21 protein-coding genes are annotated in these 25,307 nt (G+C 61.4%); 7 read left to right on the top strand and 14 right to left on the bottom strand.

Annotated features, from left to right (window positions below; translation table 11 throughout):
• Positions 1-54 precede the first annotated feature (54 nt).
• Complete coding sequence (gene ggt / locus FJ942_RS08275; protein WP_140897470.1) at positions 55-1,794, top strand: gamma-glutamyltransferase; 1,740 nt, start codon at positions 55-57, stop codon at positions 1,792-1,794.
• Positions 1,795-1,909: 115 nt separating this feature from the next.
• Here ggt and FJ942_RS08270 read toward each other — a convergent pair whose 3' ends face one another.
• The 7 genes from FJ942_RS08270 to FJ942_RS08240 all read right to left on the bottom strand — a co-directional run bounded on the left by FJ942_RS08270 (position 1,910) and on the right by FJ942_RS08240 (position 9,875).
• Positions 1,910-2,254, bottom strand: coding sequence for a hypothetical protein (locus FJ942_RS08270; RefSeq protein ID WP_140496551.1), 345 nt, complete (start codon positions 2,252-2,254; stop codon positions 1,910-1,912).
• Between the two features lie 1,149 nt (positions 2,255-3,403).
• The gene (locus FJ942_RS08265; RefSeq protein ID WP_140897469.1) at positions 3,404-4,144 is read right to left on the bottom strand and encodes a ribonuclease activity regulator RraA; all 741 of its coding nucleotides are present in this window, start codon (positions 4,142-4,144) and stop codon (positions 3,404-3,406) included.
• A 24-nt stretch (positions 4,145-4,168) separates the two neighbouring features.
• Positions 4,169-5,332 (bottom strand): mandelate racemase/muconate lactonizing enzyme family protein, encoded by a 1,164-nt coding sequence (locus tag FJ942_RS08260; RefSeq protein ID WP_140496547.1) that lies wholly within the window; start codon positions 5,330-5,332, stop codon positions 4,169-4,171.
• A gap of 31 nt (positions 5,333-5,363) precedes the next feature.
• Positions 5,364-6,461, bottom strand: a complete 1,098-nt coding sequence (locus tag FJ942_RS08255) for an ABC transporter ATP-binding protein (protein ID WP_140496545.1) — start codon at positions 6,459-6,461, stop codon at positions 5,364-5,366.
• A 10-nt stretch (positions 6,462-6,471) separates the two neighbouring features.
• Positions 6,472-7,362 (bottom strand): carbohydrate ABC transporter permease, encoded by an 891-nt coding sequence (locus FJ942_RS08250; RefSeq protein WP_140496543.1) that lies wholly within the window; start codon positions 7,360-7,362, stop codon positions 6,472-6,474.
• Entirely contained in the window at positions 7,359-8,318 is a 960-nt protein-coding gene (locus tag FJ942_RS08245) for a sugar ABC transporter permease (RefSeq protein ID WP_140685004.1), read from the bottom strand. The genes FJ942_RS08250 and FJ942_RS08245 overlap by 4 nt, the downstream gene beginning before the upstream one ends.
• Before the next feature lie 78 nt (positions 8,319-8,396).
• Positions 8,397-9,875: a sugar ABC transporter substrate-binding protein gene (locus FJ942_RS08240; RefSeq protein WP_140524025.1), complete on the bottom strand. Its 1,479-nt coding sequence runs from the start codon at positions 9,873-9,875 to the stop codon at positions 8,397-8,399.
• 214 nt (positions 9,876-10,089) lie between these two features.
• Between FJ942_RS08240 and FJ942_RS08235 the strand changes: the two genes are divergently transcribed.
• From FJ942_RS08235 to FJ942_RS08210, 6 genes are all read left to right on the top strand, one after another.
• The gene (locus FJ942_RS08235) at positions 10,090-10,800 is read left to right on the top strand and encodes a GntR family transcriptional regulator (RefSeq protein WP_140496537.1); all 711 of its coding nucleotides are present in this window, start codon (positions 10,090-10,092) and stop codon (positions 10,798-10,800) included.
• 52 nt (positions 10,801-10,852) lie between these two features.
• Positions 10,853-12,019, top strand: a complete 1,167-nt coding sequence (locus FJ942_RS08230) for a mandelate racemase/muconate lactonizing enzyme family protein (RefSeq protein WP_140897468.1) — start codon at positions 10,853-10,855, stop codon at positions 12,017-12,019.
• Between the two features lie 67 nt (positions 12,020-12,086).
• Entirely contained in the window at positions 12,087-13,448 is a 1,362-nt protein-coding gene (locus FJ942_RS08225) for a mandelate racemase/muconate lactonizing enzyme family protein (RefSeq protein WP_140560844.1), read from the top strand.
• A 102-nt stretch (positions 13,449-13,550) separates the two neighbouring features.
• Complete coding sequence (locus FJ942_RS08220) at positions 13,551-13,877, top strand: NIPSNAP family protein (RefSeq protein ID WP_140496531.1); 327 nt, start codon at positions 13,551-13,553, stop codon at positions 13,875-13,877.
• Positions 13,878-13,886: 9 nt separating this feature from the next.
• Positions 13,887-15,086, top strand: coding sequence for a mandelate racemase/muconate lactonizing enzyme family protein (locus FJ942_RS08215; protein ID WP_140496529.1), 1,200 nt, complete (start codon positions 13,887-13,889; stop codon positions 15,084-15,086).
• Positions 15,087-15,227: 141 nt separating this feature from the next.
• On the top strand, positions 15,228-16,445 hold the full coding sequence (locus FJ942_RS08210) for a DUF2235 domain-containing protein (RefSeq protein WP_140496527.1): 1,218 nt from the start codon (positions 15,228-15,230) through the stop codon (positions 16,443-16,445).
• Positions 16,446-16,566: 121 nt separating this feature from the next.
• On the opposite strand, the gene FJ942_RS08205 is transcribed toward FJ942_RS08210, so the two are convergent.
• The 7 genes from FJ942_RS08205 to FJ942_RS08175 form a co-directional block, all read right to left on the bottom strand.
• Positions 16,567-17,514 carry an ABC transporter permease gene (locus FJ942_RS08205; RefSeq protein WP_181168517.1) on the bottom strand — a complete coding sequence of 316 codons (948 nt, stop codon included), beginning with the start codon at positions 17,512-17,514 and terminating at the stop codon, positions 16,567-16,569.
• Positions 17,511-19,094: a sugar ABC transporter ATP-binding protein gene (locus tag FJ942_RS08200; RefSeq protein ID WP_140624780.1), complete on the bottom strand. Its 1,584-nt coding sequence runs from the start codon at positions 19,092-19,094 to the stop codon at positions 17,511-17,513. The genes FJ942_RS08205 and FJ942_RS08200 overlap by 4 nt, the downstream gene beginning before the upstream one ends.
• Before the next feature lie 165 nt (positions 19,095-19,259).
• Positions 19,260-20,402: a substrate-binding domain-containing protein gene (locus FJ942_RS08195; protein ID WP_140729596.1), complete on the bottom strand. Its 1,143-nt coding sequence runs from the start codon at positions 20,400-20,402 to the stop codon at positions 19,260-19,262.
• Between the two features lie 76 nt (positions 20,403-20,478).
• The gene (gene aldA / locus FJ942_RS08190) at positions 20,479-21,963 is read right to left on the bottom strand and encodes an aldehyde dehydrogenase (protein ID WP_140897466.1); all 1,485 of its coding nucleotides are present in this window, start codon (positions 21,961-21,963) and stop codon (positions 20,479-20,481) included.
• A gap of 41 nt (positions 21,964-22,004) precedes the next feature.
• On the bottom strand, positions 22,005-23,036 hold the full coding sequence (gene pdxA / locus FJ942_RS08185) for a 4-hydroxythreonine-4-phosphate dehydrogenase PdxA (RefSeq protein WP_210243343.1): 1,032 nt from the start codon (positions 23,034-23,036) through the stop codon (positions 22,005-22,007).
• Positions 23,037-23,259: 223 nt separating this feature from the next.
• The gene (locus FJ942_RS08180) at positions 23,260-24,360 is read right to left on the bottom strand and encodes a four-carbon acid sugar kinase family protein (RefSeq protein WP_140564755.1); all 1,101 of its coding nucleotides are present in this window, start codon (positions 24,358-24,360) and stop codon (positions 23,260-23,262) included.
• Entirely contained in the window at positions 24,347-25,291 is a 945-nt protein-coding gene (locus FJ942_RS08175) for a DeoR/GlpR family DNA-binding transcription regulator (protein ID WP_348642133.1), read from the bottom strand. Before FJ942_RS08175 ends, FJ942_RS08180 begins: the two co-directional genes overlap by 14 nt.
• Positions 25,292-25,307: the final 16 nt, after the last annotated feature.

Here is a 25,307-nt window from a genome sequence, read left to right as displayed (position 1 = left end):
GGACTCGATCACCCCAACACGGTTTCCTAGGCGTCCCCCGCCAGGAGCCTCGCCATGCATATCACTCGCCGCACGCTGATCGCCGTCAGCCTCTCCTTCACAATCGCTTTCGCGCCATGGGCGGCCGCCTTCGCCGCCTCGCCAGCGCCTGCCAAAGGCGAGAACGGCATGGTTGTCACCGCGCAGCATCTGGCGTCGGAGGTGGGCGTCGAAGTCCTGAAGAAGGGCGGCAACGCCGTCGATGCGGCGGTCGCCGTTGGTTATGCGCTCGCCGTCGTCTATCCCAATGCCGGCAATATCGGCGGCGGCGGCTTCATGACTGTCCGCTTCAAGGACGGCAAGTCGACCTTCCTCGATTTCCGCGAACGTGCGCCGCTGGCCGCGACCAAGACCATGTATCTCGACAAGGACGGCAAACCGGTGAAAGGCGCCAGCCTCGACGGCTACCTCGCCGTCGGCGTGCCGGGCTCCGTCGCCGGTTTCGAGATGGCGCGCGAAAAATACGGCACCTTGTCCCGGCAGGACCTCATGGCGCCGGCCATTCGCTATGCCAAGGACGGGTTCATCCTCAATCAGGGTGACGCCGCCTCGTTTGCCGGAGGTGCCGACAGGCTGGCGAAGGATCCCGCCGCGGCGGCCATATTCCTGAAGCCGGATGGCAAGCCCTATGGCATCGGCGAGCGGCTGGTCCAGCCCGACCTAGCCGCGTCGCTCTCGGCGATTTCCGAAAAAGGCCCCGACGCCTTCTACAAGGGCGCCATCGCCGATGCCATCGTCAAGGCAAGCGGCGCCAAGGGCGGTATCCTGGCCAAGGGCGATTTCGAACAATATGCGGTGCGCGAGCTCAAGCCGGTGACCTGTTCCTATCGCGGCTACGAGATCATTTCCTCGCCGCCGCCCAGCTCCGGCGGCGTCATCATCTGTGAAATCCTCAACGTGCTGGAAGGCTATCCGCTGTCCTATCTTGGCGCCGGTTCGGCCGAGACCGTGCATGTCATGATCGAAGCCATCCGCCACGCCTATGTCGACCGCAATTCGGCGCTCGGAGATCCCGATTTCGTCGACAATCCGGTCTCGAAACTGCTGGACAAGGCCTACGCCAAGGACATCCGCGACAAGATCGATCCGTTCCGGGCCGGCGTGTCTCAGGACCTGATGCCGAAGGGGTTCGGCGAGAGCAAGGAGACGACGCATTATTCGATCATCGACAAGGACGGCAACGCGGTCGCGGTCACCTACACGCTCAACGGCTCGTTTGGCGCCGGCGTCGTCGCCGACGGAACCGGTATCCTGCTCAACAACGAGATGGACGATTTCACCCAGAAGCCCGGCGTGCCCAACCTCTACGGCCTGGTCCAGGGCGAGGCCAACGCCATCCAGCCGAAGAAGACGCCGCTGTCGTCGATGAGCCCGACCGTGGTGGCCAAGGACGGCAAGCCGTTCATGGTCATCGGCAGCCCCGGCGGTTCGCGCATCATCACCATTACGCTGGAAGCCATCGTCAACGTCATCGACCACGGCATGAACATCCAGGAGGCGATCGACGCGCCGCGCATCCATCATCAATGGCTGCCCGACACGGTCTATATCGAGCCGTTCGGACTGTCGCCGGACACCGAAAGGTTGCTGGCCGGCATGGGTTATCATCTCGATCTCAGCGACAAGACCTGGGGTCAGGCAGCGGGCATACTGGTCGGCGGCAAGAGCCTGGCGGAAATTGGGAAGGGTGGCGGCGCCCGCTACAATGGCGCCATCGACAGCCGCGCCGCTTCCGGCGAGGCGCTCGGCTATTGATGGGACTGGCGCACTCCGCAAGCGCGTGAACCCGCGTCCGCAATCGCATCGAAAACGAAAAGACAGGGCGGTCTGGGTTTCCGTGAAACGACCGCTTTAATTGACGATCAAGCCGTCACGAAATCAGCGTGACGGTGGATGCGATCAGCATCAGGGCCGCGATGCCGACGAACAGTGCGTAGATGCGCGGCCGGTCGAGCAGAAGCGCGTTTCCCGATATCCAGGCCGATGTGGCGCCGCCGAGCGCGAACAGGAAACCGTTGCGGTGGCCGAAGGTCATCGACGCGGCCATCAGCCCGCCTATGATCAGGGCGCCGAACACGATTATGACGGCGACCGCGTATCTCTCGAAGTCATTGCCGCTGCCCATCGCCGGACCGATCGCATTCAAATTCGGCAGGTCATCCGGATCGAAGGGGCTGGTCGACCCGTATTCGTCTTGACCGATGGATTCTCGCATCACTCGTTCTCCGCTGACCGGCAACAAACCATCAACACATGCCGAGCGCAACCCGATCGCGTGTTTCTCCCTACGTGTTGACCGCGATATCAAACCGTCCGGCAGGGCGCGCCATCCGTTTTGGCGGGTTCGGATCACCGCCGCAACGCTAGCGGTGTCTGCCCGAATGGCAACGGCCCGCCAACCTGCTTTTATATGGGCGTTTCTTCTGGAGAAAACATGATGGCGGAGTTGATTCGAGCTTCGACAGAAGCATTTTTACGCGACCGGAGCCGCGGCGCCAGGCGCGGCCGCGTAAAATTTTCAGCTCCGGGCGTCCGCTTGATGTTGAGCCAGGTGCGTTCCGCACTTGGGGCGAGCGTCATGCTGGCGCTCGCGGGCTCATGATGAACCAGCTCGACCAAAGCGGCCGGGCTGATCGCATGGACAAAGCTCGGCCGGGGATCGATTTTCGGCGACGGCCTGCGATATCCTAAGCTGGTATCAGGGCGGCGATACGATGGATGCTGATCTCCTTGCGTGCCTTGGACGCCTCGTTGGTCAGCCTCATGTAGAACCTCTGTACTGGACAGCCTCAATCCATAGTGCGAGCGCGGTGGCAGGCGACCGTCCCTTTACTTTCAAATCGCGGCCTCGATAGCCGCCGGCCGCGATCCATACCGTTTTTGAACGCTGATAGATTGTTACGCCTCGTGCATTCGCCCAAGCGCATGATTCCGCGAACTTTGGAGCCATTGCCGAGCCCGCTCCCGAGAATGCTGTCTCTATGTGACAAAGCTGCGTGGCCATATCAGGTCCCCTAATCTTGACGGTCCCGGCCGACGATCCCGGCCCCCGCCCAAAATCACCGAATGAATGATAGGACCGCTTCCGTTACGGTAATGTGTCGCCACCAGCGCGGTCAGGTATCTCCCGATGCAAAAGCCGCCAGCTTTCGGCAGGGACAGGTCTGGAGTGGCCAGGGATTAAACCCAGCTTAGGTCAACGAGCGGGCGGAGAGCCGGGATCGGCCGCCATTCAAACCTGATCAGGAGATCGGGCTGGAGACGATGGTGCGCAAGGCGCACCTGTTCGACGCACAGCGCGGCGCCAGGATAAATTAGGGGGAATGGCTGACGCGCGCTGGCGACTGTCAGTTCATCCTGTCTATCAAGGTTTGGCGTTGGCTTTCCGCCAAGCCTCGTACTCGTCGTTCGCGCTTGGGTGCAGTGGATAGTAGCGTTGCAACGGCGCGCCCCCCATGAGTTTCATTCGTGAGAATTCCTCCCAATCGTGATGCTTCTGGGATTCTTCGATGACCTTCGGGGCCATTGCGACGGGAAGCACCACCACCCCGTCGTCATCGGCGACGATGATGTCGCCGGGGATCACCGTGACACCGCCGCAGGCAATCGGAACGTTGACCGCATTGGGATAGATGCTGGTCTGCACATGATAATTTGGCGTCCAGCCGCGCAGCCAAAGAGGCAGGTCGAGCTTTTCGACATTGGGCCGGTCGCGCATGCACCCATCGATGACAATGCCCGCACCGCCTCTGCCCTTGAAATAGGTCGACATCATATCGCCGAAGACACCGGAGCTCATGTCGCCGCGCGCGTCGACGACGACCACGTCGCCCTCCTGCGCATGGTAGAGCACATGTCTGTGAAGTTGCGTCTCCGGATCGGCATATTCTCCCTCGGTGAAGAGGTCCGGTCTCTGCGGCATGAACTGCAATGTCAGTGCCGGCCCGACGATCGACCTCCCATGGTTCTGCGGCACCGGGCCGACCATGTGCGGATTGCGAAAGCCCATATGGCCAAGTGTGCCCGCGACCGTGGCGGCGCCGATCTCCCTTAGCGCGTCGATCAGGTCCTTGGGCGGCCGCGTGATATCGGGAGTATGCGTCATTTTCGGACTCCGGTTGAAATTGAATTACCAGTTGGTGACAGAGCCGTCGCGGCGCTTGAGATGTGGCGCTTCCCAGAAACGGAAACTCTGCGCCTGGACCGCCGCTTCATTGACCTCGACGCCGAGCCCCGGCAGGTCGCTGACCGGATAATCGGGCCCGTCGAGCCTTGGCTGTACGGGGAAAAAGTCGGAATTGTCGAAACCCAGCTTCCTTTCGGGGATCCTGGTTTCTAGCCACGCAAAGTTGGGCACCGCGGCGGCGAGATGCACGGTTGCGGCCGTGCACACCGGGCCAAGGGGATTGTGTGGCATCAGGTCCACATAGTGCGCCTCGCTCCAGCCAGCGACTTTCATCGCCTCGGTGAGCCCGCCGACATTGCAGACATCGAGCCGGTTGAACTGGTGGATGCCGCGCTCGATGTAAGGCAGGAACTGCCACTTGCTGGCAAATTCCTCGCCGATGGCAAAGGGGATGTCGGTCATCGTACGAAGGGACTCGTACGCCTCTGGTGTCTCGGCCCGTATCGGCTCCTCGAGGAAATCAAGCACGCCGCGGCCGAGCTTGCTGCAGAAGCTCGCCGCCTCGGCCACCGACAGCCGGTGATGATAATCGACGCCGAGCACCACCTCATCGCCCAGCGCCTCGCGCGCTTTGTTCAGCATGCTCGCCGTAGGGCCGATCGATTCACGCGGCTCGAAGACGTCCTTGCTGCTTTGTCCGATGGGGAAGAAGCGGATTGCCTGCCAGCCCTGCGCGCGCAGTTCGCGGGCGCGTTCGATCGCAACATCGCCCTCGGCCTCGTCTCCGGTCGAGGCGAAGGTGGGCACGCGGTCGCGCTGCTTGCCGCCAAGCAGCTCGTAGACGGGCACCCCCAGCGCCTTGCCTTTGATGTCATGAAGGGCGATGTCGATGGCGGAAATCGCCGCCTGCAGGACCCGGCCTCCTTCGAAGTACTGACTGCGGTAAACCTCCTGCCAGATCAGGCCGATCTGCATCGGGTCGCGGCCGATGAGAAACTCGCGATAGTGCTCGACCGCGCCCGCCACGGCTTTCTCGCGACCGCTCAAGCCGCTCTCGCCCCAGCCGAAGATACCCTGGTCGGTCTCGACCTTGACGAGCATCTGGTTGCGCGTTCCCACCCATACCGGGTAGGGCTTGATCGCGGTGATCTTCAGGTTCTTGGTCATACACGCCCGCGTTCCACGCGCATCCCCTGTCTCAATCGGCCTTGAGGGCCATTTCAGTTTCGCCGTCGAACAGATGCATCCGCTCCTGGTCGAACTCGAGCCAGATCCGCTCATCAGGTTTGACGGCGACGTTGGGCGACACGCTGATGTTGACGATGGCGCCCGACAGGAATGCTTGCACGAAGGTGACGTCTCCGGTCGGCTCCACCGTATAGGCCTTGGCCGGAATGGCGCCCGGGACCGCGCTTTTGTGCAGCTTGATCGTCGAGTGCCGCGCGCCGAGCACGACCTTCTTGGTGGTCGCTCCCTGGACCTTGCGCGCGTTGAGTTGCGACAGCTCAAGCGTCCAGCCTTCCGCGCTGGTCAGCGCGGTGCTGCCGTTTGCCGTCGAAGCCTCCAGCGGAATGAGACTCATCGCCGGGCTGCCGATAAAGCTGGCGACGAACATGTTGACCGGATGGGCAAAGACCTGCGCCGGTGAATCGTATTGCTGCAGATAGCCGCCATTCATCACCGCCATCTTGTCGGCCATGGTCACGGCTTCGAGCTGGTCGTGCGTCACGTAGATGATCGTTGCCTTGAGGTCCTGGTGGAAGCGCTTGATCTCGGATCGCATCTGCACGCGCAGTTTGGCGTCGAGGTTGGAGAGCGGCTCGTCCATGAGGAACACAGCGGGGTCGCGGACGAGGGCACGGCCAAGGGCGACGCGCTGCTGCTGCCCGCCCGAAAGTTCCCGCGGTTTGCGCTCGAGCAGGTGCGTCATGTCGAGAACGCGCGCCGCTTCCCTGACCTTCTTGTCGATCTCGTCCCTGGAGAGTTTCCGCATCTGCAGCGGGAACGCCAGGTTCTTGTAGACCGATTTCTGCGGGTACAGCGCGTAGTTCTGGAACACCATTGCGATGTCCCGGTCCTTGGGGTCGAGATCATTGACCACCCGGTCTCCGATGACGATGTCGCCCGATGTGATCGAGGTCAGCCCCGCGACGAGATTGAGCGTGGTTGTCTTGCCGCAGCCTGAAGGGCCGACCAGCGCAACGAACTCGCCGTCATTGACCGTCAGCGAAACATCGTTGACAGCTTTGAAGCCGCCATAGGTCTTGACGAGATCTTTGAGGACCACGTGGGCCATCGGCAACTCCCTAATGCTTGACCGCGCCTTCTGTAAGGGCGCGTACGAAGTATCGTTGCAGGACGAGGAACAGCACCACGACGGGCACGCTCATCATGAAGCTGGCCGCCATCAGGCCCGGAAAGTCCGTCGTGTTTTCCGAGAAGAAGCGCTGGATGCCGACCGGCAGGGTCAATTGCTCGTTCTTGGAAAGGAAGGTGTAGGCGTAGATGTATTCGTTCCAGGCGCCGATGAAGGAATAGATCGCGGTGGCGATGATCCCAGGCGTCGAGAGCGGCATCACGATCAGGATGAAGGCCTGGAACCGCGTTGCGCCGTCGATGCGCGCCGCCTGCTCGAGTTGCACCGGGATGTTGTCGTAGAAGCCCTTGAGCAGCCAGATCGCCAGCGGCAGCCCGAAGGTCAGATAGGTGAGAATGAGCGAGCCGTGCGTGTTCACCAGGCCGATCGCGCGCATCAGGATGAAGAGCGGCACGAGAAAGATCACTGCCGGGAACATGTTGCGCAGCAAAACGGCGAAGAACAGGAAGTTCCGTCCGGGGAAACTGAAGCGCGAAAAAGCGTAGGCCGCGGGGACAGCCACGATTACGGAAAGGATTGTCGTGACGGTCGACACGAACAGGCTGTTCCAGAAGAAGCGGAGGAAGTCCTGGCCGACGCTGTTCTGCGGATCGAGCAATTTCTGATAGCTGGCGAGGGTCGGCTCGTCCGGCCACCATTGCGGCGGGAATTGCGTCGCCGCGAACCCCGATTTGATCGAGGTGATCAGCATCCAGATCATCGGCAACGCCGTATAAAGCAGCATGAAAACGAGGAAGATGCGCCCGGCCCACCGCCATCCGTCGACGCGCATACGGCGACGGGTCTGGCCTCGGGAGACCGTCTCGGCAATCGCGCTCATACGCCGCCCTCCTTCCGCTCGTTGCCGCTCAGCGCACGGACGTAGAAATAGCCCAGCGTCATCAGGATGATGAACAGGAGCACCGAATAGGCCGATGCCACGCCCCAGCGCTGCCGGCCGAAGGCGAGTTCGTAAATATGGGTGATCCAGATATGCGATGCGTTCGACGGCCCGCCGCCGGTCATGATCCAGGGGATAATGAAGGAATTGAAGTTGGCCACTGCCAGCAGCAGGATCGTCACCACCGAGACGTTGCGCAGATGCGGGAAGGTGACGTGCCAGAAGCGCTGCCAGGCATTGGCTCCGTCAACTTTCGCGGCGAGCAGCAACTGCTCGGGGACTGTCTGCAGGCCCGCCATCATCATGATCATGGCGAACGGAAACTCGCGCCAGATATTGACGACGATCAGCGAGGGGAGAACCGTGCTGACATTGTCGATGAAATTCGGCGGTCGGTCGGCCAATCCGAGGCCGACCAGCACTGCGCCGATGATGCCGAAATCCGAATGGTAGATCCACTTCCAGATATAGGAGGCGGCGACCGCGCTGATGACCCAGGGAATGATCAGGATAGCGCGCAGCACACCGCGGCCGATAAAGTCGCGGTGGAGCGCCAGCGCAGTGGCAAACCCCAGGACAAAGGAGATGAAGGTGGACCCGAATGTCCAGATCAGCGTGTTCCAGGTGACTTTCCAGAACACCTCGCTGGTGAGGATGGCCGTGTAGTTGTCGAAGCCGATGAAGGTCTTGTCACGGAGCTGCAAGCCGGGTGGCGTCTTATAGAACGACAGCTCGATCGTGTAGTAGATCGGATAGGCGATGACGATGAGCATCACGGCGATCGCGGGCAGCACGTACGCGTAGTCGGCGCGATGCTCCCAGATATCCCGCAGCGCACCGGACCTGCCGGGTTGCAATTTTCGGCGCGCCTCGGCCTTGCCGGTCACGATCGTCACGATGGTATGCCCTTGTTTCTTCGGAACGAACCGGCTGCGCTGTCAGCGCAGCCGGTCAGGTCGTGGGTCAGGCGCAGGCTAGAGCCCGCCCATCAGGTCTTTCACCTTCTGGGCCGCGTCGTCCGCCGCCTGGTCGACGGTCATCGCTCCGGTCAGGGCATTCTGCAGCATGTCCGGGACGATGATGTTCATGATCTCCGGGGCCTGCGGCAGCGCCGGGAACGGGATGCCGTATGGCAGCATCGAGGTCGTGACATCGAGGAATTTGATGTTGTCCAGACGTTCCTTCATCCATTTGGTCTTGAAGCCGTTCAGGTTGCCGGGATTCGATCCGGCATAGGCCATCTTCAGCGACCATTCAGGGCTCGTCCACATGCAGATGATAGCCTTCGCCGCCGGCTCGTCTACCTTGCCGCCTTCGACATATTCGGGCTTCAGGATGTGGATGTTCGAGCCGCCGAACACGACGGCGCGCTTGCCGTCGGGCCCGGCCGGGATCAGGCCGTAGCGCATGTTGTCTATGACGGTCTGCGCCTTGTCCTTGTCGGTGCCCGTCGCCTTCTTCTGCAGGTCGAGCATGACATTGTAGTCGGAGGGGTGCGAGATCATCATGCCGAGTTGGCCGGCGACGAACAGGGGCTGGTTATCGGCCTGCTGGTTGGTGAGTGCCGAAACCGGAACCGACTTGTCGCGAACATACATGTCGTAGGAAGCCTGCAGCGCCGCCTTGCTCTGCGGGCTGTCCAGCTCGACCTGCTCATAGGTCGGGTTTGCCGCCGCTTCGTCGAAGACGCCGCCACCATAGGCCCATAGCTGCGGCATGAAGCGATACGGCGTATTGCCGGCATTCTTGCGAGCCACGAGGCCATACCCGGCAATGCCGAGCTTGTCGTGGATCTGCTTGGAATACTTGATGACGTCGTCCCAGGTTGCCGGTGGCTTGTCCGGATCGAGGCCGGCGCGTTTGAAGATGTCGGCGTTCCAGATGAACGCCATCGTTTCGTTGTTGGTTGGAATGCCGTAGGTCACCCCGTCCCAGGTCACGGCCTTCATGGCGCCGGGCCAGAAGTCCTCGGTCGAATAGCCCACGTCCTCGGGCTTCAGCGGCTGCAGATAGCCTTTTGAAGCGAATTCGGTACCACCCAGGATTTGCAAGCGGACCGCCATCGGCGCGGCATTGCCGAGGAGCGCGGTGCGGAACTTGTCGAGAAGATCGTTATAGGTGAGGGCTTGTTCCTCGAGCTGGATGTTTGGATAGGTCTTGCGGAAGGTTTCGAAGAATTCCTTGTAGTATTGGCGCAGGAGGTCGGGGTCGCCCTCGAACACGCCCTGATACCAGAAGGTCAGTCGCCCCTTGTAGTCCAGCGGGGTGACCTTGGCACAATCGGCCGCCGTGTCGAAATCCTGTGTGCCCGCAATGGCGCGAACATATTCCGGCGACCACTTGCTGAGGTCGACCGGCGGTGCGCCCAGCGCCGATGTGGACATCAGTGATGCCGCCAAAACGCTGACGACAGTGCCGCGCAGGACCGCACTGCCGAGTATAATCCTCGTCATAGGTATCCTCCCTGGTTCTCCCATGCCGCTTTGCGGCGAGGCAAAGCGGTCTTGCTCGTTTGATCGCAGGACGTCTTTGTATCTGTGTACCCGTTCGGGAGCCTTGTACGTTTTCAGATCATGAATTGCCTGTCAACGCGTTAGATCGTACATTGTTTATCGAAACTTTGCGTGTTAATCGGAAAGGGTGTGTATTAATCCAGGGGAGCCGGCCTTGGCCGAACCAAACGATTTCAAAGCCAAGCCACCGGTGGGGATTGACCCCATAGGGGCGTCCAGCGAGGGCGCCTCGCTTTATGAGCTGATCAGGGAAGACATCATCGAGGGACGGCTTGCCGCCAACGAACGGCTCGTGGTCACTGATCTCGCCCGGCGCCACGGCACCTCGACCAACCCCGTGCGCGAAGCCTTGCAGCTCTTGCGCGGCGAAGGCTTTGTCACCTTTCTCCCCAACCGCGGGGCGCGCGTCCGGCCTATCGATCAGGAGTTTGTCCGCGACATTTATGAGATCGGCGTTCTGATCGAGCCGGCCCTGACGCGATGGTTTGTGAATATGGCCACCGGCGAGGACATCGCCGAACTCCAACGTCTCCAGGACCTGATTGAAGAGAACAACTTCGCCGATACGTTCAGGCACAGCGAGCTGGATACCGCCTTCCACACCGTGATGTACCAGCGGCATTACAACCGCCATGCCGCCGAGCTTTGGTGGAAGCATCGTGAAGTGCTGCGAGCCGTGAGCCGGCGTTTCAATTTCACGCTTGCCCGGCGTGCCGCGATCATTCGCGAGCACCGCGAGCTCATCGCGTTCGTAAAAGCCGGAGACGCCGACAAGGCGGCCGAACTCGTTGCTCGCCATGTCGAGGGCTCCGGCCGGCACATCCTCGAACATATGCGTGCGCGCAACGCCGCTCGGGCCGGATAGAATGCCCGTTCCAGAACATCGCTAGCCCGACGATCAGACAGAGGTAGCTGACATGAAAATTACGAGCATTCGGCCGTGGCTGATCAAGTCCGATGCGTCCTATTGGGGAGAGTACCTGTTCGTCGAAGTGACGACCGACGAGGGGGTGAGCGGCTGGGGAGAGATCACGACCACCACCAGGCTCGCCAACCGCGCGCTCTGCACGATCCTACGGCAGATCGGCGCCGCCGTGACCGGCGAGGACCCGGCCCGGATCGAGCATCTCTGGCACAAGATTTTCCGCAGCTTCACCTATATGGGCAGCCGCGGCGCCGCGGTCGAATGCGTGAGCGCCATCGACATAGCTCTCTGGGACATCCGGGGCAAAGTTTTGGGCAAGCCCATCTACGAGCTGCTGGGCGGGCCGGTGCGCGATGAAATCGCGCTCTACACCCATCCCAACCAGTCCAAATTTACCAGCAAGGAGGCGGTGGTCCGCGAAATTCGGGACATCGTCGAGTCCGGACACACCGCGCTCAAGTTTGATCCTTTCCCGCATCAGGGACGTGGCGCCGATGGCGTGTCGCGCGAACAGCGGGACGGCTACCTCGATGGCAGCATGACTCGCAAGGACGAGCGCGAAGCGGCCGAACTCACGGCTCTGATCCGCGAAACGGCGGGCCCTGATGTCGATATCCTCATCGATGCGCACGGCCGTTTCGACGTTCCGACCGCCATTCGCCTCTGCCGAAGCCTCGAGGAAGCCGGCCAGATCGACTGGTTCGAGGAGCCTTGCCCGCCCGAGAGCCTCAATGCCCTCAAGCAGGTGCGTGAGAAGGTCAGCGCCGCCATCTCGTGGGGCGAACGCGGCCACACCAAGTGGGACTTCGTGCCGGTGCTCGAAAACAAGCTCGCTGACTACATCATGCCTGACGTCACCTGGACCGGCGGCATTACCGAACTCAAGAAGATCTCTGCCCTGTGCGAAGCCTACTACGTCCCGGTCTCGCCGCATGACGCCGCGGGGCCGATCAACGTGGTGGCGGGCGCGCAGGTGATGATGACCGTTCCTAACTTCTACAAGCTCGAGACGTCGGAATGGAACCTGGGTAAATACGATCATCTCATCGACACACCGCTCGACGTTTCGAACGGCAGCCTGAAACTGACGTCGAAGCCCGGTCTCGGCATCGAGATGGACCGCGAGTACCTGCAAGCCCACGAGATTGAGCTGGGCTGACGCATGTCGCCTCATGTCGGGGCTGCATGCCGCCGAAAAGCCCGCCTACCAAAAACGAGGATAAGTGATGCCCAAGACCGGTGGAGCCGACGAAGCCCTTGATCGGGTGAACATGAACTCCAAGCCGTCCGATCTTCGCATCACCGACATGCGGGTGGCCGAAATCGTCGGCGCACCGTTCACGACGGCGCTGCTCAAGATCTACACCAACCAGGGCATCGTCGGACTTGGCGAGGTGCGCGACGGGGCCAGCGCCACCTACGCGCTGATGCTGAAGAGCCGGTTGCTTGGCGAGAATCCCTGCAACATCGATCGCCTGTTTCGCCGGATCAAGCAGTTCGGCGGGCACGGCCGGCAAGGCGGCGGCGTCTCGGCGGTCGAAATCGCGCTGTGGGATCTCGCCGGCAAGGCCTATGGCGTTCCGATCTACCAGATGCTCGGCGGCCGGTTTCGGGAGAAGGTGCGCCTCTATTGCGATACCGATGCAACCGTGCCGAGCGGCACAGAGACCGGCAAGCGCCTCAAGCAGCGCATGGAACTCGGCTTCACCTTCCTCAAGATGGATCTGGGGCTGATGCAGATCGCGGATGTGCCCGGCGCGGTCGTGTCTCCTGCCGGCTCACTGGAAGGCTATCGCGTTCATCCTGCCCGCGGCCCACTCAAGACCGTTGATGAGCGGCGCGCCCGCAACGCGGCCTACGACCTGCATAATGTCGCCCACCCGTTTACCGGCCTCCATTTTTCCGACAAGGGCCTCGACCTGCTCGAGCAGTACATTGCCGAGGTTCGCGAGGTCATCGGCATGGAGATCCCGCTCGCTATCGACCACGTCGGCCACATCTCGTTGCAGAACGGCATTCGGCTCGCCAGGCGAATTGAAAAATACGTGCCGGCCTGGCTCGAGGACGTGATCCCCTGGCAGTACACCGAGCAGTACCGGCAGTTGCAGGACGCCACCACGGTGCCCATCTGCACCGGCGAGGACATCTACCTCAAGGAGGGGTTCGAGCCTCTGCTCAAGAGCGGTGGCCTCTCCATTGTCCACCCGGACCTGCTCACCAGCGGGGGCATCCTGGAGACCAAGAAGATCGGCGACATGGCGCAGGATCACGGCGTCGCCATGGCCATCCACATGGCCGAAAGTCCAATCGCCGCGATGGCCGCGGCCCATGTCGCCACCGCGACCGAGAACTTCATGGCGCTCGAATATCACTCCGCCGATGTCGACTGGTGGGACGATATCGTCACCGGCCTTCCCAAGCCGCTCGTGCAGGACGGGTTCATCACTGTTCCGGACAAGCCGGGTCTGGGGATCGACGACGTCGTAGACGAGGTGATCTCGCAGCATCTGCAGCCGGGTGTCACCGGCATCTGGCAATCCACCGAGCATTGGGACAATGAATATAGCTGGGACCGGACCTGGAGTTAGCCCAGACGCCCAGCCCTCATTCCTCAAGCTCACAGGGCCAACGACCGACCATTCGTGTCGACCTCTCCGAGGGGAGAGGCGAAGAAAGAAACGGACGAAACCATGATCTACGAACTGCGTATCTATGACTGCCTGCCGGGCAGGCTGCCGGCCTTGCTCAAGCGCTTTTCCGACCAGACGCTGGCCATCTGGGAGAGGCATGGCATCCGCCAAGCCGGGTTTTTCACCACGGCGATCGGCGAAAACAGCAATCGCCTTACCTATTTCCTCGCCTGGGAATCGCTGGCCGAGCGTGAGGCGAAATGGGCGGCTTTCGTCACCGATCCGGCATGGCACAGGGCCCGGGACGAGTCTGAGCGTGACGGGCAGATCGTTGCCAATATCGCCAGCCAGCTGCTCACACCGACAGCTTTCTCGTCTGTGAAATAGGACTGTGCCATGAAGATCACCGACCTGCGCTGCGCCGTCATCGGGCGGCATCCCATCGTTCGCGTCGTCACTGACGAGGGCCTCCATGGCCTTGGCGAGGTCGAGTTCACAAAGACCTATCTCAAGCCCTTTGTGCTGCATTTCCGCGAGGCGCTGATCGGCGAGGATCCGACCGACGTCGAGCGGGTGATGCTGAAGATCCGCCAGCGAGGTTCGTTCAAGCCCTATGGCGCCGCCGTCTCCGCGATCGAGCATGCGCTGTGGGACATTGCCGGCAAGGCCGCTGGCGTGCCGGCCTACAAACTGCTCGGCGGCAAGGTGCGCGACAAGGTGCGCGTCTATAACGGCTCGATCCGCCGGAAACGCGCGGGCGACCGGCCGGAGGATTATGCGGCCGACGTCAAATGGATGATGGAGCAGCCGCAGAACTTCTTCATGGTCAAGCAAGGAATCTCGTTCCACTCGAACATGAAGGACAGCATCGAGGACTTCCATTATGGCGTGACGCAGAAGAAGGCCGGCTATCACGGTGCCATGGATCAGGGCGTGATCAGCGAGCGCGGTTTCAACCACATGCTCGACTGCGTGATCGCCATGAAGGAAGTGCTGGGCGACAAGGTCAGCCTGGCGCTCGACTGCGGCCCGGGCTGGATGCTGCCCGATGCGATCAAGTTCGCTCGCGCGGTGGAGAAGTACAATTTGATGTGGCTCGAGGACATGCTGACCGGCGACTATGTGCCGTGGGTCAATCCGCAGGCCTATCGGGAGCTGACCACCTCCACCTCGACGCCGATCCATACCGGCGAGCAGATCTACTTGCGGCACAATTTCAAGGAGCTGATCGAGACGCAGGCGGTGCGCGTCATCGGCCCAGATCCTGCCGATATCGGCGGCATTGCCGAGCTCAAATGGGTCGCCGAGCATGCCTATATGCACTCCATCCTGATGGCGCCGCACGGCACCGCCAACGGCCTGCTGGGCCTCGGCGCCCTGATCAACGTTTGCGCCACCTTGCCCGCCAACTACATTGCCTTCGAATATCCGAGCGCCTCTGACCCCTGGTGGGAGGATCTCGTGATCGGCCTGCCGTCGCAGATCGTGAAGGACAGCATGGTGGACCTGCTGGAAGCGCCGGGCCTGGGCCTCGATATCGACGCCGAAGCAGCCAGGAAGTATCTCAGGGAAGAGGATACGGGCTTCTTTGATTGAGCCCCTCTTCTTTCGCCACCGGAACCACGCCGACCGCGCCGCTACATTCTCATCGGTACCCATCGTCAGACGCCTGTTGATGTGATCCACAGCTTGGGTCAAAGTCGGTTGGTCTGAACTGGACCTTCAAAGGCGGTGGTGTTGAAGCGGACTGGCAAAAACATCGTTGTCTGCTGCGATGGAACGGGAAACCAGATCGAGCGCAATCTCTCGAACGTCTTGAAGTTGTTCCGCATCCTGAAGAAGAATGAGGAGCAGCGCGTCTATTACGACGCCGGCATAGGAACCATCGGTGCCAGCGATGCCTGGACGCGATGGCGCCAGAACGCGAAATCCGTGTTCGAGCTCGCAACTGGATATGGTCTCGACGCCGAAATCGCCGGCGCCTACGCCTTCATCTGCAGGCACTACGTCGAAGGGGACGCAATCTTCCTCTTTGGCTTCAGCCGGGGAGCCTATACAGCCCGCGCCGTTGCGGGCTTGATCCACATGATCGGCCTGCTGCATCCGGACCAACTCAACATCGTCGAGTATGCCGTAAGCTCTTACAAGCAAGCCAGCGACGAGCACGACCTTAACGTTGCCTGGCACTTTTCCAAGGTTTCAGGAGCCCGGGACGCGCGCATCAAGTTTCTTGGTGTCTGGGACACCGTAGCGTCGATCATCGTGCCGCGAGGCGACCGGCTTCTGCCACAGCTCCTCACACTGCCGCATACGAGGACCAACCCGAGCGTCGAAGTCTTTCGACATGCAATTGCGATCGATGAGCATCGTCGCATGTTCCGGCTGAACCGGTGGGTCGAGCCGCAGCCATTCGTCGAAAATCCTTTCGACAAGATTTCGCCGGCAAAAGAGCAGGATATCAAACAAGTCTGGTTCGCCGGATCTCATTCCGATGTCGGCGGTGGCTATCCTGAAGAGGAAAGCGCCATATCCAAATTTCCGCTCGACTGGATGGTTGATCAGGCCAAAGCATTTGGATTGCAGACCAATTCCCGCATGCTGGAGCGGCTTGTCTTCGGGGAAGGGAAGGGCGAGGGGACGATGACGTTCGTCAGCCCCGATCCGTTGGGGATCGTGCATGATTCAATGACGGTGGGCTGGAAGCCGCTCGAGTGGATCCCAAAGTCCGTCAAATGGCGTGAATGGAAGCGAAAATCGGTCCTCGGCTTCTACCTACCGCAAGCCGAGCCGCGCACGATCGAGCGACAGGAACGGCGGCCGCTGGTCCATCAGTCGGTTCTGGATCGGAAGGCGGCGATCCCGGCCTATAAGCCCGAGAATTTTCCAACCGCATTCGATGTTGAACCTTATGGTGACCTCATGCAGGACCACCTGGCCAACGAAGCCGCTACCTAGCGCGGACACCGAGCGGGCCAGCAGGTCTGTGACGGCAGAGAATTTCGGGTGGGTCGGTCCTACTTCGGCAGTCAACGCGTGGAACGCGCGCGTTTCGTCGGGTCATGGAACTCTGCTGCTTTCAACGCCGGTTCAACGAGACGGCAATGATGATGATAGCGCCCTTGATCACCTCCTGGATGCTGGTCGAAAGACCGAGCACGAGAAGACCGAATCCGAGAATTCCTATGAAGATTGCTCCGACGACAGAACCGACGATCGATCCATAGCCGCCGAAGAGACTTGTCCCGCCTATGATCACGGCCGCGATGACGTCGAGTTCGAGACCCGCCCCCAGGCTGGGATTGCCGGCGGTGGAGCGGGCCGCGAGCATCATGCCTGCAAGGGATGCCATCATGCCGGACAGCACAAAGGCGAAAATCTTGACGCTGTCCGTCCGCACCCCGGAAAAGCGGGCGGCTACAGGGTTTCCACCAGTCGCATAAACACGCCTGCCGAAGGGCATCTGGTGCAGAAGATAATAGCCGACGGCAGTTAGGACGATCGTCCACCAGATTGGCGCCTGCACGCCCAGAAAACTGCCGTTCCAGAACAGGTTCGAGAAATCATCGTCGACGATCGACACCGGCCGGGTGCCGGTGATCGTCAGCGCCAGTCCGGAAAAGATCGACAGCATGCCAAGGGTCACAAGAAACGATGGAATGCGTATTTTCGTAACAAGGATGCCCGAGGTGGCCCCGATCGCTGCGCCGGCGGCCAGCACCAGAAGAGCTGCCACATAGGTGGGAACATCCTGGCCGAGCAGCAGCGCTCCGATCATCCCTGAAAAACTCGCAACCGATCCTACCGACAGGTCGATTTCGCCGCAGATGATGACGAATGTCATGCCGATCGCCATTGCCGAAACGATGGCTGTGATTCGCAGAACCGCGCTTGCGGTCGAGACAGACGCGAAGTGTGGAGCAAACAGGACGAAGTAGAGGGTTATCGCCAGGAAGATCACATAGGTGATGTGATCGCGGAAAAAATTTATCGCATTTGCGTGCGAGGGCATAGGGGACGGTTTCATGCTGCAACTCCCTGGGCGCGCGCACTGGCTTGTCTGGCCGCCTCGGCCTGCAGCAACGCGCGAAGTTTTGTCTCGTCGTCCGCGCGATCGATGCTGCGCGTAATCCGCCCTTGCGCCATGACCAGAATGCGATCGGACAAATCCAGAAGTTCTTCGAGTTCCGAAGAAATAAGCAGCACGGCGACGCCTTCGCCGGCCGTGCGGCGCACAAGGTCGCGCATATCGCGCTTGGCATTGATGTCGACGCCGGAGGTTGGTTCGTCGAGGATCAACAGCTTCGGCTTCATGGCCAGCCATTTGGCGAAGACGATCTTCTGCTGATTGCCGCCCGAAAGCTCCTGGGCTTTCTGTAAGGGACCGCGGCACAGGATACTGAGATCGTCCCGGTATTGTCTGAACAGAGCCGTTATCCGGGCCTTCGCCATCGGCCCGAACGGACCCGCCAGCGAGAACTCGGAAAGGCGGGGGAGCGCGAGGTTCTCCTCGATCGAGCGCCCACCCACAAGACCTTCGAGCCGACGGTCTTCGGGAACAAGCGCGATACCGGCAGCGATGGCCCTGCTCACACTGCCCGGCTGGACGGGGTCGCTCCCGACGGCGATGTGGCCGGTTACATCCGGAAGGATGCCGAACAAAGCCTTGCCCAGGGTCGAGCGGCCACTGCCGACAAGCCCGGCAAGGCCGACGATCTCGCCCGGGTCGATCGAGAACGACACGCCGGACAGTTTGCGCGAGGTGGCAAGGTCACGGACCTCAAGAGCCGGCATCCCGGCGGGCGTCGCCGGTTGACGATTTGCTGGCGCGGCTGCGGCTGGGGAAGCTGTTTCGACCTTGGGCCGGGACATCAACGACGCGATATCCTCGATGGACGTCTTCTCCGGATCGAGCGGGCCGACCAGTCGCCCATCCTTGATGATCGAGATGCGATCCGAAAGCTGCAGCACATCGGCCATGCGATGGCTGATGTAGACGATACCGATTCCGTTCTGCTTGAGCTGACCGATTGTCCGAAAAAGCGTTTCCTCCTCATGGATGGTCAGGGACGAAGTCGGCTCGTCCATTACGAGCAGCTTGGCGCCCCGCGAGATCGCTTTGAGAATCTCGACCATCTGGCGCTGAGCGAACGCCAGGTCGCCCACACGTGCCGAAGCATCGAGCGAGAAGGCAAATCGCTCGATCAGAGCCCGGGCCTCGCGCAGCATTTTTCTGGCATCGACACGTCGGCCGAAGGCGAGCGGCTCGCGAAGGATAAACAGGTTTTCGGCAACCGAACGGTTCGGCAAGACGCTCAGCTCCTGGAAGATCATTGCGATTCCGCGATCGATCCTCTCTCGAAGCGACAGGGCGGTGACGTCCTCGCCGTCGAACAGAATCCGGCCTTCGTCCGTCCGATACGCGCCCATGAGGATCTTCATGAGCGTCGACTTGCCCGCACCGTTTTCGCCGAGCAGTGCATGCGTTTCGCCGGCCTTGACCTCGAACGAAATGTCCGACAGCACGCGGTTCGCGCCAAACGACTTGCCGATGCGTTGCATCGTTACGATAGGGCGCTGGGACGTTGAAGTTTTCGCTTCGGCCATGACGATTTCTCGATCGCTCGGGGAGCGCCGGCGGACTGCTGCGGCCCGCCGGCGAAAGAAGGAGCCAGAGCAATTCCAGGAAAAGTGTGTACGGTTTTCCGTCTGGAATTGCGCAAAAACAAAGAGATAGAGCGGTTCGCCGTTTCCGTGAAACGGTGAACTGCTCTAGAAGCACTCGCCGTTGCAGATTTTCACCACCGAAGCCGGCGCATCTTCCTTGGTGACCTGCTTAAGGGCACTGAGAAGGTCGAGCTTCTTGACGCGCAACGTCGGTACCGAAATGTACGGCGGGACGTCATGTCCAAGCAGAGCAAGCGCGGCCGCCTTGGCCTCCGCGACACCCTGGTCATAGGGGCGTTGCGCACCCACGGCCAGAAACTCGCCACGTGCAACGTTCAGCGCGCTGTCTGCGGCAATGTCATTCGTGGTGATGACGATGTCGCGGCCGAGTGTCTTGGCCGCGGCCACGACCTGCTGCGCGGGCGTGTCCCAGGCAACGAAGATGCCCTTCATGTCGGGATGCGCCGTCAACATGGCGGTGGCGACCTCGTAGGCCTTCTCAGGCGCGGTGAAGGTACCGACGTCCGCGACCTTGATGTCGGGGTGTTCGCCGAATGCCTTGAGTGCGCCGACCTTGCGGGCCGCGACAGAGTAGTAGTAGTCATAGACCAGCGTGATGATGCCGACCTCGCCCTTGCCGCCAATGGCCCCGACAAGTTCCTGCGCGGCGAAATAGGCGTTCTTCTCATTGTCGGAAGCGACAACGGACACATAATCCTTGCCCGGCGCCATATCGACCGGAACGTTGTCCATGAAAACCAGCTTGATGCCGGCTGCCGCCGCCTTCTTGTAGGCTTCGGATTCGGACTTCGGATCGATCGGGATCGAGAAGATCACATCCGGCTTGCGTGCGATCATCTGCTCGAGATCGCTGATCTGCTGGCCGGGCTGGAACTTGGCGTCGGTGGTTCCGACAACCTCGATGCCAAAATCCTTGAGCGTGTTCGAGATCCCGGCCACCTGCAATTGAGGCCAGCCGGCATCCATGGTGTGCATCACCAGCCCGGCGGTGAACTTTCCGGTCTTCAGCTTTGCAAGGTCGGCATCGGAGAATTTCAGCACGTCTGGCGACACCGCCGGTGGACCGTCCGGGAAGCCCGGAACGGGTTGGCCTCTCGGCGATAGAGGCAACGGCTCAAGCAACGCCTTTGCTTCCGGTGGAATGGTGTCGTCGGCGATCGCCGAAGATGCGGCCAACCCCGACAATGCCACGGCCAAAGCCGCCGCCATGAATCCACGATAGTGCATTTTATTCCTCCCGATGAGATGAAACGGCCATTTTGGCCGGGTAGCGACCTGGCTGGTCGTACTGGCTGGGCGCTGTTCAGCGCCCGTAAGGCATCAATGCCGCCGTGGCGGCACCCGAGTAATTCACGTAGACCGTCTTCTTGCGCATGTAGCTCTCGAGCCCGTGTACGCCGTCGTCACCGCCCAATCCGCTCTCGCGGAAGCCGACATGGAAGCCCTGCAGCATTTCTGGCCCGATCCGGTTCACATAGATTTCGCCAAACGAGACCTCGTTGACGGCGTTCATGACGCGACCCAGATCGTTGGTGAAAAGATAGGCCGACAGGCCATAGCGACTGGCATTGGTGATGCTGACTGCCTCCTCGAAGGTGTCGAAGGGCATGATCGGCACGACCGGGCCGAAGATTTCCCGCGTCATGATCGGCATGTCGGGCGTCACGTCGGTCAATACGGTCGGATTGAGCCAGTAGCCACCGTCGATCGGCGCCTTGGCCGGGCGTCCGCCGGCCAGAGCCAGCTTCGCGCCGCCCGCGACGGCTTCCGCCAGGACCACCTCGACCTTTTCCAATTCCTCACGGCTGACTTTGGGACCGATATCGGTATTCGCCTGCATCGGGTCACCGACGACCAGCGACTTCGAGAACTCCACGAAGCGCGTGACGAACTGATCGTAAATCGAACGGTGAACGAGCGTGCGTTCGTTGCATATGCAGACCTGCCCGCAATTCATGTAGCGCGAAGTGGCCGCCGACCGCACCGCCAGCTCGAGATCGGCATCGGCCAGGACGATGAAGGGCGCCTTGCCGCCAAGCTCCAGCGAAACGGGCGTCAGGTTGCGCGAGGCATTCGCCATGATGCGCTTGCCGGTCGGCACGCTTCCGGTCATGGTGATGAGGTCGACGCCGGGTTCCGTGCAAAGCACCTCGCCTATGGTTTCGCCTCGTCCTGTTATGATGTTGACCACGCCGTCCGGCACGCCCGCTTCCACAAAGATGCGAGCCATTTCGAGCGCCGAAAGCGGCGTGTCTTCATGCGGTTTGAGGACGATGGTGTCGCCGGCGATCATGGCGGGCGCCACCTTTCGGCTGACCAGGGCGCTCGGATAATTCCAGGGAATGATGGCGGCGACGACGCCTACGGGTACGCGCTGGATCCAGACCTGCTCTCCCGCATAGTCGGATGGCAGGATCTCACCTTGAATGCGGCGGGCAAACTCGGCGTAGTAGTCGAAGAACTCGGCCGCACCGCCGACTTCACCCATGGCCTCATTGATCGGCTTGCCTTGTTCCCTGACGACCACCTCGGCCAGATGTCGGGCGTTCTGCCGGATCAAGACCGCGATCCGCTTCATGAGCGCCGCACGGGCGAGGGGTGATTTGAGCCCCCAGGCTTTCTGCGCCTTACGGGCTGCCTCTATCGCCTGGCGAGCCTGATCCGGACTTGCCTCGGGCACGTCGACAAAAGCCTTGCCGTTGGCCGGGTTGATCACCGGGCGCGTGCCGGCTTCGCCGGTGACAAATCTGCCGTCGATCAGCATGAGATGGGACGTCTCTACAGCCATGGTTCGATCCGCTTCTTCGTGCGTTGCAGGCGTGCCGGCGCCTAAGGTTTGGATTTTGCCGCGGCCATCTGGACGGCGAACTCGATCGCCTCGACCAGGCTGTCCTCGTTGGCGATGCCCTTGCCGGCGATGTCGAAGGCCGTGCCGTGGTCGACGGAGGTACGAACGATCGGAAGGCCGAGCGTCACATTGACACCGGAGAGCGCTTTCCATTCACCGGTCGCGGGATCGACATTGAAGCCGAGCAGCTTCACCGGAACATGGCCCTGATCGTGATACATCGCGACCACCGCATCATACTGACGGGCACGTAGCTTGACGAAGACCGTGTCGCCCGGAACAGGTCCAACCACGGTGAAATCGGGCGATGTGTAAGAGGCGACGACCGGGGTCGTGATGTCGATATCCTCACGACCGAAAATGCCGCCTTCGCCAGCGTGCGGGTTGAGCGCGGCAATCGCAATGCGCGGATGCGCAATGCCGAGGCCCTGCAATGCCTCGACAGTCAACTTGATAACCCGGCGCAAACGAGGTCCGGTCAGTTTCGAGGGAACTTGAGCCAGCGCCACATGGGTCGAGACATGGCTGACGCGAAAATCGCCATGGGCAAGCATCATCACGGAATCGCGTGCGCCTGTCAGCTCCGCCAGCATGTCGGTATGGCCGGCATAGTGATAGCCGGCCAGGTTGAGCGCTTCCTTGTTGAGAGGAGCCGTAACGATGCCTGCAATCGAGCCGGCCTGAGCCAGGCGAACAGCCTTTTCGATGGCCAGGTAGGCAAGGCGCCCGCCTTCGGCCGACATGACGCCTGTCTCTATGGGTATCCGCTCTGGTCCGGCCTCAAGAATGGCCACGGGCGGAAAATGTCCGTTGGGCGAAGCCGACGGTTCTTCCCGCTCGATACGTCCTGAAATGGACTCCATCGCGCGCATCGCGGTGACGCTGCCGATGATGAGAAGCGACAGTGACCCCTCGGCAAGGCGCGGTTTCAGCCGTGCGCATGCCTTCGCGATGATCTCGGGGCCGATGCCCGCGGGATCACCCATTGTGATGCCGAGCCTTGGACCAGACATAAACACCCCATATCGGTCAATTGTGATCATCTTCTAATCCTTCTGGCCAGATATGCGCAATAGTTTTCTTTCGCGATCATTCGCAATCAAATTTCACGGCTGATCGGACTGCGCCTCTCCCTCTGCGGGCTGAAATCTCGACCGCGCTCGGCTTCGCAGTGTTTTTTGACGCTATTTGACCGGCAAGGCGGATGTGCCGCGTCTTCGCCGGCGATCGTCCTGATCAGGAACGCGCGAGAGCGGCAAGCCTGCAGAGCAGGGCGCTGTCGCCGAACGCGCCCGATTTCGAAATCGTGGCCAGCCCCTCGAAAACGCCGCCTTTGATGACGGAAACCGGCAGCCCCGGCTCGATCTCGCTTTCGACCGTGAGTTCGACGGCGCCTAGGCTGTCGCACACCGACCGCAATGTTTCGCCGCCAGTGACGAGCAACGTGCCGGGCCTTGGCAAACCTTCGAGAAGCGAGGCAAACACCTTGCCGATATGATCCGCCACCGCGTGGCGATCACCCGATGCAGCGACGCTGACGATCGAAGGCGCGCCTTGCATCATACGCTCCGCCAAGCGCTTTTTCGCTTTGTCGATGTCGCGTTCGACGACGATATGCGCATCCGCATGCCCGGCGGCAAAGACGGCCACCTGTCCCGCCGTGATCTCGTGATTTGTGCCGACAAGGCCAAGGAACGGCCCGGATAACGCAAGAGCAGGCTTCTGCGGTGCTTTCATGTGCCGGGCGAGTGCCGCCGCCAAGCCGCCTGTACCGACCCACAAGATCCGTGCCTCCGGCATTCCGGCCGTTGCGACGATCTTGTCCAGGTCCGTGTCCGTTTCGGCGTCGTAGAGGGTGATGAAATGAGCCGACCGTGCCCCCGGTGTTGAACGCCCGACCGAAAAGCGCTGGCCGAGGTCGGCGAGGAGGTCGGGACCTACCATTTCGGGGCGATCGAGCCGCCATTGGCGTCCGACGCGCGTAACGCGCCCCTGAAACGGGAAAGCAGGCGCCAGCACGACGCGCTGGTACGTCCCCTCGACGATGCAGGCTTCTATTTCGGCGATGACGTGACCGCGCAAAAGGCTGTCGATCTTCTTGAAACTCAGCTGTCCGGCGGCGAGCCATGGCGCGAGCGCCCGGTGCCTGGCGACGGCCGTCGCCTCGGCGCCCTCTCGTGTGGCGACATCGACAGCCATGCGCTCCGAAAACGGACCGTCCAGTCGCCAGCTCACCCCAATGCCGTGGCCGGGCGATGCGAAGGAAACCGCGCTGTCCAGGGCGCCGGTCAGGTCATCGGCTACGACCCGGATATCCACGCCCTCAAGAGCGCTCAACTGAAGAACCTGGACGGCTGACGCGCACGACGCGGACGTTCACATCGAGCGTCCGAAGATTGGTGAGGTGAGCTTGATTGATGCCCTCGTCGGTAATGATCTGGTGGATATCGGCCAGACGGCAGATGGTGCAGAAATTGGGGGCAGTGAACTTCGAATTGTCCGCAAGCACGACGACACGGCGCGCCGCCGCGATCATCGCCTGCTTCATCGCCGCAACCTCTAGCGAGGTCTCCGTGAGCATGTCTCCGGTGATGGCATGGGTCCCAAGAATGGCCACATCGGCGTGGATGGTTCGCAGGAAATTCTCGCCGGGCTGGCCGACCAGGGTCAGTGAGCCTGGCTTGCAGGTGCCTCCAAGCATGACGAGGCGTACTTCCGGCACGGTTGCAAGTATCTGCGCGATCGCGAGGCTGTTGGTAACGGCGGTAAGCGGAATAGGCGCCGCGGCGATGGCGCGGGCGACTTCCAGCACGGTCGTGCTTGCGTCGAAAATGACGCTTTGGCCGGCGCGGAGTTCCGACATCATGGCGGCACCGATGGCCTCTTTCTCTGCCCTGGCGAAATGCGCCGCGGTGGCGAGATCCGGCTCGAAGGTGGCGAGTTCCGTGCGCTGAAGCATCGCCCCGCCATGCGTTCGCTCCAGTGCTCCCTGCCGTTCAAGCATCTCGAGATCGCGCCGGATGGTCGAAGGCGATGCGCCGATGAGATCGATGAGTTCCTGAACGCCTACAGCTCCTTGCCGTTTGAGGCATTCGAGAATGAAGGCATGACGCTTGGCTGGAATCAAATCGACCCGTCCGCGCCCGCCATCGTCTTCCCGTGACCCGGCGGACGCCGAGGGCGCCATGTCCTCCACCGCTGATTTTCGGACATTCCTAGCCACGTTTGTATCTCCGCACGGCGTCGCAAACGCGCTCGCCTGAATCACGGCGAGCGATCTGCCG

The sequence above is a fragment of the Mesorhizobium sp. B2-4-2 genome (assembly GCF_006442845.1).
Classification (GTDB): Bacteria; Pseudomonadota; Alphaproteobacteria; order Rhizobiales; family Rhizobiaceae; genus Mesorhizobium.
Note: the sequence above shows the minus strand (reverse complement) of the source record. Positions and strands in the feature narration are given on the sequence as shown.

Excerpts from the sequence above, each read along its gene's own strand:
- FJ942_RS08215 (WP_140496529.1), top strand. The coding sequence starts at position 13,887 with ATGAAGATCACCGACCTGCGCTGCGCCGTCATCGGGCGGCATCCCATC.
- FJ942_RS08255 (WP_140496545.1), bottom strand. The coding sequence starts at position 6,461 with ATGGCCCACGTGGTCCTCAAAGATCTCGTCAAGACCTATGGCGGCTTC.
- FJ942_RS08250 (WP_140496543.1), bottom strand. The coding sequence starts at position 7,362 with ATGAGCGCGATTGCCGAGACGGTCTCCCGAGGCCAGACCCGTCGCCGT.
- FJ942_RS08265 (WP_140897469.1), bottom strand. The coding sequence starts at position 4,144 with ATGACGCATACTCCCGATATCACGCGGCCGCCCAAGGACCTGATCGAC.
- FJ942_RS08230 (WP_140897468.1), top strand. The coding sequence starts at position 10,853 with ATGAAAATTACGAGCATTCGGCCGTGGCTGATCAAGTCCGATGCGTCC.
- FJ942_RS08240 (WP_140524025.1), bottom strand. The coding sequence starts at position 9,875 with ATGACGAGGATTATACTCGGCAGTGCGGTCCTGCGCGGCACTGTCGTC.
- FJ942_RS08270 (WP_140496551.1), bottom strand. The coding sequence starts at position 2,254 with ATGCGAGAATCCATCGGTCAAGACGAATACGGGTCGACCAGCCCCTTC.
- FJ942_RS08220 (WP_140496531.1), top strand. The coding sequence starts at position 13,551 with ATGATCTACGAACTGCGTATCTATGACTGCCTGCCGGGCAGGCTGCCG.
- FJ942_RS08225 (WP_140560844.1), top strand. The coding sequence starts at position 12,087 with ATGCCCAAGACCGGTGGAGCCGACGAAGCCCTTGATCGGGTGAACATG.
- pdxA (WP_210243343.1), bottom strand. The coding sequence starts at position 23,036 with ATGTCTGGTCCAAGGCTCGGCATCACAATGGGTGATCCCGCGGGCATC.
- ggt (WP_140897470.1), top strand. The coding sequence starts at position 55 with ATGCATATCACTCGCCGCACGCTGATCGCCGTCAGCCTCTCCTTCACA.
- FJ942_RS08200 (WP_140624780.1), bottom strand. The coding sequence starts at position 19,094 with ATGGCCGAAGCGAAAACTTCAACGTCCCAGCGCCCTATCGTAACGATG.
- aldA (WP_140897466.1), bottom strand. The coding sequence starts at position 21,963 with ATGGCTGTAGAGACGTCCCATCTCATGCTGATCGACGGCAGATTTGTC.
- FJ942_RS08260 (WP_140496547.1), bottom strand. The coding sequence starts at position 5,332 with ATGACCAAGAACCTGAAGATCACCGCGATCAAGCCCTACCCGGTATGG.
- FJ942_RS08205 (WP_181168517.1), bottom strand. The coding sequence starts at position 17,514 with ATGAAACCGTCCCCTATGCCCTCGCACGCAAATGCGATAAATTTTTTC.
- FJ942_RS08195 (WP_140729596.1), bottom strand. The coding sequence starts at position 20,402 with ATGCACTATCGTGGATTCATGGCGGCGGCTTTGGCCGTGGCATTGTCG.